The sequence below is a fragment of the Salipiger bermudensis HTCC2601 genome (assembly GCF_000153725.1).
Classification (GTDB): Bacteria; Pseudomonadota; Alphaproteobacteria; order Rhodobacterales; family Rhodobacteraceae; genus Salipiger; species Salipiger bermudensis.
On the sequence record NZ_DS022276.1, the window covers coordinates 1,958,056 to 1,967,437 of the forward strand.

Annotated in this window: 12 protein-coding genes; 7 read left to right on the forward strand and 5 right to left on the reverse strand. The window is 68.1% G+C overall.

Going from position 1 to position 9,382, the window contains the following annotated elements; translation table 11 throughout:
• Nucleotides 1-3 precede the first annotated feature (3 nt).
• The 4 genes from R2601_RS09365 (at nucleotide 4) to R2601_RS09380 (ending at nucleotide 3,184) form a co-directional block, all read left to right on the forward strand.
• Nucleotides 4-975, forward strand: a complete 972-nt coding sequence (locus tag R2601_RS09365; protein WP_007797072.1) for a DUF2927 domain-containing protein — start codon at nucleotides 4-6, stop codon at nucleotides 973-975.
• Nucleotides 976-1,040: 65 nt separating this feature from the next.
• Nucleotides 1,041-1,466: a globin domain-containing protein gene (locus tag R2601_RS09370; protein WP_007797074.1), complete on the forward strand. Its 426-nt coding sequence runs from the start codon at nucleotides 1,041-1,043 to the stop codon at nucleotides 1,464-1,466.
• A gap of 186 nt (nucleotides 1,467-1,652) precedes the next feature.
• On the forward strand, nucleotides 1,653-2,789 hold the full coding sequence (locus R2601_RS09375) for an SPFH domain-containing protein (RefSeq protein WP_007797077.1): 1,137 nt from the start codon (nucleotides 1,653-1,655) through the stop codon (nucleotides 2,787-2,789).
• 98 nt (nucleotides 2,790-2,887) lie between these two features.
• Nucleotides 2,888-3,184, forward strand: coding sequence for a putative quinol monooxygenase (locus tag R2601_RS09380; protein WP_007797080.1), 297 nt, complete (start codon nucleotides 2,888-2,890; stop codon nucleotides 3,182-3,184).
• A 6-nt stretch (nucleotides 3,185-3,190) separates the two neighbouring features.
• On the opposite strand, the gene R2601_RS09385 is transcribed toward R2601_RS09380, so the two are convergent.
• Both R2601_RS09385 and R2601_RS09390 read right to left on the reverse strand, forming a co-directional pair.
• Complete coding sequence (locus R2601_RS09385; protein WP_007797081.1) at nucleotides 3,191-3,478, reverse strand: cupin domain-containing protein; 288 nt, start codon at nucleotides 3,476-3,478, stop codon at nucleotides 3,191-3,193.
• Nucleotides 3,468-4,061, reverse strand: a complete 594-nt coding sequence (locus R2601_RS09390; RefSeq protein ID WP_254656045.1) for a hypothetical protein — start codon at nucleotides 4,059-4,061, stop codon at nucleotides 3,468-3,470. Before R2601_RS09390 ends, R2601_RS09385 begins: the two co-directional genes overlap by 11 nt.
• Nucleotides 4,062-4,210: 149 nt before the next feature.
• Between R2601_RS09390 and R2601_RS09395 the strand changes: the two genes are divergently transcribed.
• The 3 genes from R2601_RS09395 to dtd all read left to right on the forward strand — a co-directional run bounded on the left by R2601_RS09395 (nucleotide 4,211) and on the right by dtd (nucleotide 7,023).
• Nucleotides 4,211-5,296, forward strand: coding sequence for a TFIIB-type zinc finger domain-containing protein (locus tag R2601_RS09395; RefSeq protein WP_007797087.1), 1,086 nt, complete (start codon nucleotides 4,211-4,213; stop codon nucleotides 5,294-5,296).
• 390 nt (nucleotides 5,297-5,686) lie between these two features.
• A complete protein-coding gene (locus tag R2601_RS09400) occupies nucleotides 5,687-6,586 on the forward strand; it encodes a carbohydrate kinase family protein (RefSeq protein ID WP_007797090.1) in 900 nt (299 codons plus the stop codon).
• The gene (dtd, locus tag R2601_RS09405; RefSeq protein ID WP_007797093.1) at nucleotides 6,583-7,023 is read left to right on the forward strand and encodes a D-aminoacyl-tRNA deacylase; all 441 of its coding nucleotides are present in this window, start codon (nucleotides 6,583-6,585) and stop codon (nucleotides 7,021-7,023) included. Before R2601_RS09400 ends, dtd begins: the two co-directional genes overlap by 4 nt.
• 61 nt (nucleotides 7,024-7,084) lie before the next feature.
• Here the strand turns inward: dtd and R2601_RS09410 are convergent, their stop codons facing one another.
• Genes R2601_RS09410 through proC form a run of 3 tightly spaced genes read right to left on the reverse strand, consistent with a single transcriptional unit; the run spans nucleotide 7,085 to nucleotide 9,187 of the window.
• A complete protein-coding gene (locus tag R2601_RS09410; RefSeq protein ID WP_007797096.1) occupies nucleotides 7,085-8,044 on the reverse strand; it encodes a 2-hydroxyacid dehydrogenase in 960 nt (319 codons plus the stop codon).
• Nucleotides 8,041-8,379 (reverse strand): tRNA-binding protein, encoded by a 339-nt coding sequence (locus tag R2601_RS09415; protein ID WP_007797099.1) that lies wholly within the window; start codon nucleotides 8,377-8,379, stop codon nucleotides 8,041-8,043. The genes R2601_RS09410 and R2601_RS09415 overlap by 4 nt, the downstream gene beginning before the upstream one ends.
• Nucleotides 8,372-9,187 carry a pyrroline-5-carboxylate reductase gene (gene proC, locus R2601_RS09420; RefSeq protein ID WP_007797102.1) on the reverse strand — a complete coding sequence of 272 codons (816 nt, stop codon included), beginning with the start codon at nucleotides 9,185-9,187 and terminating at the stop codon, nucleotides 8,372-8,374. The genes R2601_RS09415 and proC overlap by 8 nt, the downstream gene beginning before the upstream one ends.
• Between the last annotated feature and the right edge of the window lie 195 nt (nucleotides 9,188-9,382).

A 9,382-nucleotide genomic window follows, 5' to 3' on the forward strand; every position in this document is an offset into this window, starting at 1 on the left:
GCCATGCACGGGCGCTGGCGCCATATCGGACTGGCCCTCGGGCTGCTCGCGGGCCTTGCGGCCTGCGACAGCTCGAAGCTGGCGCCGCGCCAGACCGACGTGCCGCCCAGCGCACGACCGGAGGGGCTGAAACCGGAGGTGCCCGAAGAGGCGCCGCGACGGCGCTCGCTCGCCAGCCGCGACCTCGAGACCTACTATGCCCGCGTGCAGGCCGACCTTCTCGCGCAGGGGCTCTTGCGCACCGATGGCGGTGGTCCCGACACGCCCTTTACGGACACCATGCTGCTGCGCAATTTCGAGCGCATCGCGCTGGCCGAAGAGTACGAGCGTGGCGCCGGGCTGCGCCCCTCGCGCGGTGAGCTCGGACGGATCAAGAAATGGAAAAAGCCGGTGCGGGTCGCGGTCGAGTTCGGCGCCCTCGTGCCCGCCGCGCAGCGGGTACAGGACAGCAACATGGTGGCGCAATACGTCCGCCGACTGGCCCGCGTCAGCGGTCACCCGATCGCGATGGATAGCAACGACACCAACTTCCACGTGCTCTTCATGTCCGAGGACGACAAGGCCGAGATCGCGCCGCGCATCCGGGCGCTGGTGCCCGATGTGAACCCCGCCTCGCTGAAGATCTTCGACAACCTGCCGCGCTCGATCCACTGCCTCGTGATCGCCTTTTCCGAGACTCCCGGAGGCTACGACTACGGCGAGGCCATCGCGGTGATCCGCTCCGAACATCCCGACCTGCTGCGCCGCTCCTGCATCCACGAGGAAATGACGCAGGGGCTGGGACTCGGCAACGACTCGCCGCAGGCACGGCCGTCGATCTTCAACGACGACGACGAGTTCGCCCTGCTGACGACCCATGACGAGATGCTGCTCAAGCTGCTCTACGACCCGAAGGTGACGCCAGGCATGGATGTGGACGAAGTCCGCCCCATCGTCGCGGCGCGCGCCGCCGAGCTGATGGGCGGCCCGTCCTGAGCCGCACTTAACCGGGCGTTCACCTCTCGGGCGTAGGACCGTACCGGCATGATCGGGACGGGACGATGTTCGACAACGCCACGAAACAGCAGGTTCTCTCCAGCGCGCTGCGGCTGCGCCTCGCCAGCAGCGCGCTGACGCGGGATTTCTATGACCGGCTCTTCGACCGCGCGCCCGAGTTGCGCGCGATGTTCCCCGCCGACATGTCGGCGCAGTCGGACAAGCTCTTCGATATGGTGCTGGTTCTGGTGCAGTCGCTCGACCACCTGCAGATGCTGGTGGCCGAGATCGAGGCGCTTGGCGTGCGCCATCACGAATACGGCGTGACCGAGGAACAATATGCGCTGGTCTCGGAGGTGCTGCTCGACACGCTGGAACATCACGTCGCCGACTGGTCCGAGGTCGATCGCAAGGCCTGGGCGCTGCTGCTTGGCTATGTCTGCGACCTGATGATCACCGGCGCCCGGGATCATGCCAGCTCTGCCGCGTGATCCCTGCCCCACTGGCGCCGGATGCCGACCGGGTGCACCGAAACCACCCCTTCCAATAACGCGCCCCTGCGGTCCGTTGAGGCGCGCCCGCCCCACCCTGCCCGGCGGTTTCCCCCCGGCCGCCGCTTGTGTCCGGCCAAGCCGTGGTTAAGTTGAGGGCAAACGCAGTTTCAGCGGGGCACCGCCATGGGCATTCTCGACTTCCTTTCCGGCCAGTTCATCGACGTCATCCACTGGGTGGACAACACCCGCGACACGATGGTCTGGCGCTTCGAGCGCGAGGGGCACGAGATCAAGTACGGTGCCAAGCTCACAGTGCGCGAGGGGCAATCGGCGGTCTTCGTCCACGAGGGCCAGCTGGCGGATGTGTTCACCCCCGGTCTCTACATGCTCGAGACCAACAACATGCCGATCATGACCAGCCTGCAGCACTGGGATCACGGCTTCCGCTCGCCCTTCAAGTCCGAGATCTACTTCGTCAACACGACGCGGTTCAACGGGCTGAAATGGGGCACCAAGAACCCGATCATCTGCCGCGACCCGGAATTCGGTCCGGTGCGCCTGCGCGCTTTCGGCACCTACTCGGTGCGCGTCACCGATCCGGCCCGCTTCCTCAGCGAGATCGTCGGCACCGATGGCGAGTTCACCTCGGACGAGATCAGCTTCCAGATCCGCAACATCATCGTGCAGGAATTCTCGCGCCTGATCGCGGGGTCGGGCATCCCGGTGCTCGACATGGCCGCCAACACGCAGGAGCTTGGCAAGATGCTGGCCGACGGCATCTCGTCCACCATCGCCGAATACGGCCTGTCGCTGCCCGAGCTTTATATCGAGAACATCTCGCTGCCCGCCGCCGTCGAGGCGGCGCTCGACAAGCGCACCTCGATGGGGGTGATCGGCAACCTCGACGCCTATACCAAGTTCCAGGCCGCCGAGGCCCTGGGCAAGGAAGGCTCCGCCGCCGGGCAGGCCATGGGCACCGGTTTCGGTGCGGGGCTCGGCATGTCGATGGGCGCGCAGATGACCGGGGCGCAGGCCGGCCCGTGGGGGGCGCGCCCCGCTGCTGCCGCGCAGCAGCCCGCCTCCGCGGCCCCACCCCCGCCTCCCCCGCCGCCGGTCGAGCATGTCTGGCACCTTGCCGAGAACGGCCAGACCAGCGGCCCGTTCTCCAAGGCCCGGCTCGGGCGCATGGTGACCGAGGGCGGCCTCACGCGCGAGACCTATGTCTGGACGCAAGGTCAGGACGGCTGGAAACGGGCCGAGGACGTGGCCGAGCTGGCGCAGCTCTTCACGGTGATGCCGCCTCCGCCTCCGGGCGCCTGAGCGACAGGACGGCGCAATCGTGCTACCCTGCCGCGAGGCAGCGGCCCGGGATCAGCGGGCATCACATGGGCGGGAACTGCATTTCAGGAGGTTCCCCGATGATCCTGCGGCTCTTTCAGGTCACCACCCGGCCCGGCAAGGAAGCGGAGTTCTCCCGCTTCTTCCACGAGGTCGCGATCCCATTGATGAACACCACCGACGGCATCGTGTCGGTGCTTCCCGGTGCCGCGCGGGTCGATAGCCCGCGCGAGTTTGCTTTCGTGATGGTCTGGCGCGATCTCGATGCGCTCAAGGCCTTTGTCGGCGAGGACTACACCACACCGCATATCGATCCCGCCGAGGACGCGCTGGTCGAGTCGCGCTCGATCCGCCACTACGACCTCGCCGAGATCTGAGACGCTTCAGGCCACGAATTCCACCTCGATGAAGCTCATCGGGGCGTCGCCGTAGTTGATGACGTTGTGCTCGGTGCCGGCGTCGCGGCGATAGGCCTCGCCCGCCTTGGTCACCACCTCGCGCACCTCGCCACCGGGCAATTGCAGCCGCATGGTCAGGTCGGTCAGCGCCACGATGACGTAATCGTATTCGTGCACGTGCCAGCCGGTCTCGGCGCCGGGCGCAAAATCGAACCTCGTCACACGGGTCTTCGCGTCAGAAATCATCTGGGTGGCAGCGGCTTCATCGCACATCTGTCTGGTCCTTCAGTTGGGGAGAGAAACTCTTGTCCGCGGGCAGCGCGCTTATCATCAGCGGGCCCATGCAGGCATCGGGTGGGAAGCTTAGCGCGTCATCGCGCAACGCCGGGAACGGGCGCTCGGGCGGCACCTGCGACTCGAGGATCAACCTGCCGTCGATGCAGAGATCCTGCGCCGCGTTGCCGATGTTGAAGCCGAAGCCGCCCGCGCCGCAATCGGTGCCGAACCCGTCCATGTTCCACGCCTGCGGCATCATCGCGCCCTCGCCGAACACGGCGAATTCCGAGCTCTGCGGCAGGAAGGTCAGCACCCAGCTGGTTTCCTCATTGAGCATCGACAGTGCCCAGCGCCCGACCGGGTCTCCGTCGCGGCTGCCCTCGATGAAAAAGCAGGTCAGGTCGCTCGCCGTGACGATGCTGCTGCCCAGCAGCGCGGCATCGAAGGACATCGCCCCGCGCATCACGTAGCTGCCCCCGCCCTGCCACTCGAAGCGGTAGCGGGCCTCTTCGGCGGCCGTGGCACCGGCAGAGGCGCAGAGCAACAGCCCTGCCAGCGCGGCGTTCATGCGGTGTCTCATGGCGACCCTGCAATATCCCGTATCGTTTCGCGGCCCGTCAGCCGGGCCCGTCCGGCGCCACCCTAGACAGCCGTTCCGGAAAGGAAAACCGGGTTCCATCGCCCAAGCATCCGACCTAGGGTCGGCCTGCCGGAAACAATGGGGCCGTGATGATCGAGGAACACCGTTTTCCCTGCCAGCAATGCGGCGCCGATTACCGCTACGATCCCGCCAAGGGCCAGCTGGTCTGCGACCATTGCGGCGACGTGCAGGAGATCGCCGAGCACGGACCGTGGTCCAACTCGATCCGCGAGCTCGATTTCCGCGCCGCCATCGACGACCTGCTGCCGCTGCAGGAGATGGAGGACCTGCGGGTCACCCAGTGCCCCAATTGCGGCGCCGAGGTCGAGTTCGATCCGGACACCCACGCCACCGAATGCCCGTTCTGCGCCACCCCAGTGGTCACCGACACCGGCACCCACCGCCAGATCAAGCCGCGCGGCGTGCTGCCCTTCATCCTCGACGAGCGCGCCGCGCATGATGCCATGACGGGCTGGCTCGGGCGGCTCTGGTTCGCGCCGAACGGGCTCAAGGAGTATGCCCGCAAGGGCCGCAAGATGCAGGGCATCTACGTGCCCTACTGGACCTTCGACGCGCAGACGCAATCGGCCTATCGCGGCCAGCGCGGCACGGTCTACTACGAGCGTCGCACGGTGATGCGCGACGGCAAGCGCCAGACCGTGCAGGTCGCCAAGGTGCGCTGGCGTTCGGTCTCGGGTCGGGTGGCGCGGTTCTTCGACGACGTGCTGGTACTGGCCTCGCGCTCGCTGCCGAAGAAATTCACCGACGCGCTCGAGCCCTGGGATCTGACGCGGCTCGAGCCCTACCAGCCCGAGTTCCTCGCGGGCTTCCGCGCCGAGGGCTACCAGGTCGATCTCGACGAGGGGTTCCGCGAGGCCCGCGTCATCATGGACCGGCAGATCGAGCGCGACGTGAAGTTCGATATCGGTGGCGACCGCCAGCGCATCGAGGGCGTCGACACGCAGGTCGCGGCGGTCACCTTCAAGCACGTACTGCTGCCGGTCTGGCTGGCCGCCTACAAGTATCGCGGCGAGACCTATCGTTTCGTGGTCAACGGCACCACCGGCCGGGTGCAGGGGGAACGTCCGTGGTCGACCTGGAAGATCGCGCTCGCGGTGGTGCTGGGGCTGATCGTCGCCGTCATCGCGGGCTTCATCCTGGCGCAGGGACAGTAGCGCGCCACCAAATAGGGCGGGCATCGCTGCCCGCCCTACGTCACGATGTCCGGGACCGGTCTCGGGGAAGGCGGGACGGGGATCTCCGCCCTGGTCGACCTATCCCTTGGTCACCGTGATCGTCCTGCCCCGGCTCTCCTCCGGCGCTTTTCTCGGGACAGTGATCTCAAACGTTCCGCCTGCCATACCGATCGCTGCGCCGTTTGCGCCGACCGGTGCAGACGCGAGCCCTGGCCGATCCTGATCGGTTCAGCCCTGACACACCGTCTTTCCGACAGATCCCAATGTATGTCTGTTTCGCCCGCTCCGCCTTGATCCCGCGCAAATCCGGGCCTTGTTTCCGATCCCGCAACGCGGCAAGTTGCGGCGCTAACAGAAGGAGGACCGACGATGATCCTGTGCTGCGGCGAATCGCTGATCGACATGCTGCCCCGGACCGCCAGCACCGGCGAGCCGAGCTTTGCGCCCGTCGCCGGCGGCGCGGTGTTCAACACCGCCATCGCGATCGGCCGTCTCGGCGCGCCGAGCGGCTATCTTGGCGGCATCTCCACGGACCTTTTCGGCACCGTGCTGGCCGAGGCGCTGACCGCCTCGCGGGTGGATTTCTCGCTCGCGCCACGCTCGGACCGGCCCACCACGCTGGCCTTCGTGACCCTGACCGACGGCCACGCACAATACGCCTTCTACGACGAGAGCACCGCCGGGCGGATGCTGTCGGAAGACGACCTGCCGGCACTCGGTGCCGAGACCGAAGCCTTGTTCTTCGGCGGCATCAGCCTGGTCTCGGAGCCCGCTGCCGACAGCTACGCCGCGCTTTGCGCGCAGGCGGGCGAGCGGCTGGTGATGATCGATCCCAACATCCGCCCCGGCTTCATCACCGACGAGCCGCGCTACCGCGCCCGTCTCGAGGCGATGCTCGCCCGTGCCGACATCGTCAAGATCTCCGACGAGGACATGGCCTGGCTCAGCACCACGCCTGCGGCGCTGATCGAGGGCGGCGTGGCACTGGTGCTCGAGACCCGCGGCGCCGAGGGCGTGGTGGCCTATTCCGCCGGGGGCGAGATCTCGGTCCCCGCGGAGCGCGCCGAGGTGGTCGACACCGTCGGCGCCGGCGACACGTTCAACGCGGGCCTGCTCGCGGGGCTCTGGCGCAGCGGGCTGCTCGCGCGCGGCTCGGTGCGCGGTGCGGCGCTGGAAGACCTGCGCCCGGCCATCGCGCTCGGCGCCAAGGCGGCGGCGGTCACCGTCAGCCGCGCCGGCGCCAACCCGCCTTGGGAGACCGAACTGTGAGGGCGCTGATCCAGCGCGTCTCGGAGGCGCGCGTCACGGTCGAGGGCGCGGTGCTGGGCGAGATCGGCCCCGGCCTGCTGGTGCTGGTCTGCGCCATGCAGGGCGACACCGAGGCGCAGGCCGACAAGCTCGCAGCCAAGATCGCCAAGCTGCGCATCTTCAAGGACGAGGCCGACCGCATGAACCTCTCGGTGCGCGACGTCTCCGGCGCGGCGCTGGTGGTCAGCCAGTTCACCCTGGCCGCCGAGACCAAGGGCAACCGCCCGGGGTTTTCCACCGCCGCCGCCCCGGATGCGGGCAAGCGCCTCTACGAGCGTTTCGCCGCCACGCTTCAGGCCGAAGGCGTGCCCGTGGCCACCGGCCGCTTCGGCGCCGACATGAAGGTGTCGCTGATCAATGACGGCCCGGTGACGATCTGGATCGACACCGAGGGCTGAGGTCAGGGCGACAGGCGGCGGCACCATTGCATGCCGCCCTCCCGGCCCCGGCGTCTTCGGATCAGCCCCCGACCCGGTTCGGCACCTTTTCCCCGGCAAAGAAGGCCCGAAGGTTCTCGACCGCCATCCGGCCCATGTCCTCGCGCACTTCCAGCGTCGACGTGCCGAGATGCGGCAGCAGCACCACGTTGTCGAGCGCCCTGAGCGCCTCGGGCACCTTGGGCTCGAACTCGTAGACGTCGAGCCCCGCCCCGCCGATCTGCCGCGCCTCCAGCGCCGCGATCAGCGCCGCCTCGTCGACGATGTCGCCGCGCGCGATGTTGACCAGATGCGCCGCGGGTTTCATCGCCGCCAGCACGCCTGCATCGACCATGTGATGGGTCTCCGGGCTCGCCGGGACCGAGACCACCAGCACGTCGACCTCCGCCGCCAACGCCTCGGGCGAGCCGTAGCGCTCGGCCGGGAAATCGAGGTTCTTCTCGGAGCGCGAGGCATAGGCCACCGACATGCCGAAGCCGAAATGGCAGCGCCGCGCGATGGCCTGTCCGATGCGCCCCATGCCAAGGATGCCGACGCGCTTGCCGGTCATATGCAGGCCCAGCATCTGCACCGGGTGCCAGCCCTCCCACTGCCCGGACCGCACAAGCCGCTCGCCCTCGGCGGCGCGACGACAGGTCATCAGCATCAGCGTCATGGCAATGTCGGCGGTGGCGTCGGTGACGGCGCCCGGCGTGTTGGTCACGGTGATCCCGGCGAACTCGGCCGCTGCCACGTCGATATGGTTGAAGCCGACACCGAAATTGGCGAGGATCTTCGCCCGCGGCGCACCCGCCTGCTCGAAGACCTCCGCCGAGAAGCCATCGCCCAGCGTCACCAACACGCCGTCATAGCCCGCGAGCGCCTCGAGCATCTCTTCGCGGCTCAGCGGGTACGGGCTGTCCCGATACGTCACATCAAAGAGCGCACGGGCCTCATCGACGACGCTCTCGGGCAGGTTGCGGCCGATCAGAACCTTGCTCAATGCAGCCGTGCCCCGAGGGGCACCTCCCCGTCGGGACCGGCCAACACCACCGCGCCGGCCGCGTCGGTGACGCCCAGCGTCAGGCATTGCGACATGAAGGGCCCGATCTGGCGCGGCGGGAAGTTCACCACCGCCATCACCTGCCGCCCGACCAGCGCCTCGGGCGTGTAATGCTCGGTGATCTGCGCCGAGCTCTTCTTTTCGCCGATCTCGGGGCCGAAATCGATCCAGAGCTTGATCGCGGGCTTGCGCGCCTCGGGAAAGGGCTCGGCGCGGACGACCTTGCCGACGCGGATGTCGACCTCGAGGAACTGGTCAAAGCTGATCTCAGCCATTGGCCAGCTCCCGCGAGCGATCGGCGGCGGCGGCGACGGTGGCCTTCACCAGCGGCGGCAGACCTGCCTGCTCGTCCATCAGCACCTCGAGCCCGGCCTGCGTGGTGCCATTCGGCGAGGTCACGTTGCGACGCAGCTGGGCGGGATCTTGCGCGGCCTGCATCGCCAGCGCGCCCGCCCCCGCCACGGTCGCTTTGGCAAGCTGCAGGGCGAGCTCCGGGGCCAGCCCCTGCGCCTCGCCGGCCGCGGCAAGGCATTCGATCATGTGAAACACGTAGGCCGGCCCCGAGCCGCTGACCCCGGTCACGGCATCCATCTGCGCCTCGGTCTCGAGCCGCACCACCTCGCCCACGGCCGAGAGAAGCTCCTCTGCCTGCGCCAACTGCGTCTCGGAGGCAGGCGTGTTGCCGACGATGGCGGTGATGCCCTGGCCCACCGCGGCGGGCGTGTTGGGCATGGCGCGGATGATCGGGGTATCGGCTCCGAGCGTCGCCTCGTAGCTAGCGATGGTGACACCGGCGGCAACCGACAGGAACAGCGTGGTGCCATTGCCGAGCGGCTGCAGCACCGGCAGCGCCTCGGCCATCATCTGCGGCTTCACCGCAACCAACACGATGGCCGGATCGGCGGGCAGCTCCGCGTTGAGGTTGACGCCCTGCGCCTGAAGCCAGTCCGACGGGTGCGGATCCATCACCCAGACCGACTGGGCAGGCAGTCCGCGCTTCAGCCAGCCTTCCAGCATTGCCGACCCCATCTTGCCGCAGCCCAGCAGGACCAGCCCGCGCCGCGCGATTTCACCGTTTTCCATCTTTGTCGCTCTCCCGTTCTTGGCGCCAATCTGTCGCGAGAGGCGCCCGGTTGCAAGCCGACGGACCATCGCTGTCGCGCGTTCACCGCCCGGATCACCTGGGGGCCGCGTCGGGCGGGGCAGCCCCCTGTCGCACCGGAGTTGCGCTTTCAAGAGATAAGGAGGGGGCCAGCCCCCTCTTGGCGCTGTGCGCCA

Coding starts and splice junctions, on each gene's coding strand:
- R2601_RS09365 (WP_007797072.1), top strand. CDS start 4: ATGCACGGGCGCTGGCGCCATATCGGACTGGCCCTCGGGCTGCTCGCG.
- R2601_RS09370 (WP_007797074.1), top strand. CDS start 1,041: ATGTTCGACAACGCCACGAAACAGCAGGTTCTCTCCAGCGCGCTGCGG.
- R2601_RS09375 (WP_007797077.1), top strand. CDS start 1,653: ATGGGCATTCTCGACTTCCTTTCCGGCCAGTTCATCGACGTCATCCAC.
- R2601_RS09380 (WP_007797080.1), top strand. CDS start 2,888: ATGATCCTGCGGCTCTTTCAGGTCACCACCCGGCCCGGCAAGGAAGCG.
- R2601_RS09385 (WP_007797081.1), bottom strand. CDS start 3,478: ATGTGCGATGAAGCCGCTGCCACCCAGATGATTTCTGACGCGAAGACC.
- R2601_RS09390 (WP_254656045.1), bottom strand. CDS start 4,061: ATGAGACACCGCATGAACGCCGCGCTGGCAGGGCTGTTGCTCTGCGCC.
- R2601_RS09395 (WP_007797087.1), top strand. CDS start 4,211: ATGATCGAGGAACACCGTTTTCCCTGCCAGCAATGCGGCGCCGATTAC.
- R2601_RS09400 (WP_007797090.1), top strand. CDS start 5,687: ATGATCCTGTGCTGCGGCGAATCGCTGATCGACATGCTGCCCCGGACC.
- R2601_RS09415 (WP_007797099.1), bottom strand. CDS start 8,379: ATGGCTGAGATCAGCTTTGACCAGTTCCTCGAGGTCGACATCCGCGTC.
- proC (WP_007797102.1), bottom strand. CDS start 9,187: ATGGAAAACGGTGAAATCGCGCGGCGCGGGCTGGTCCTGCTGGGCTGC.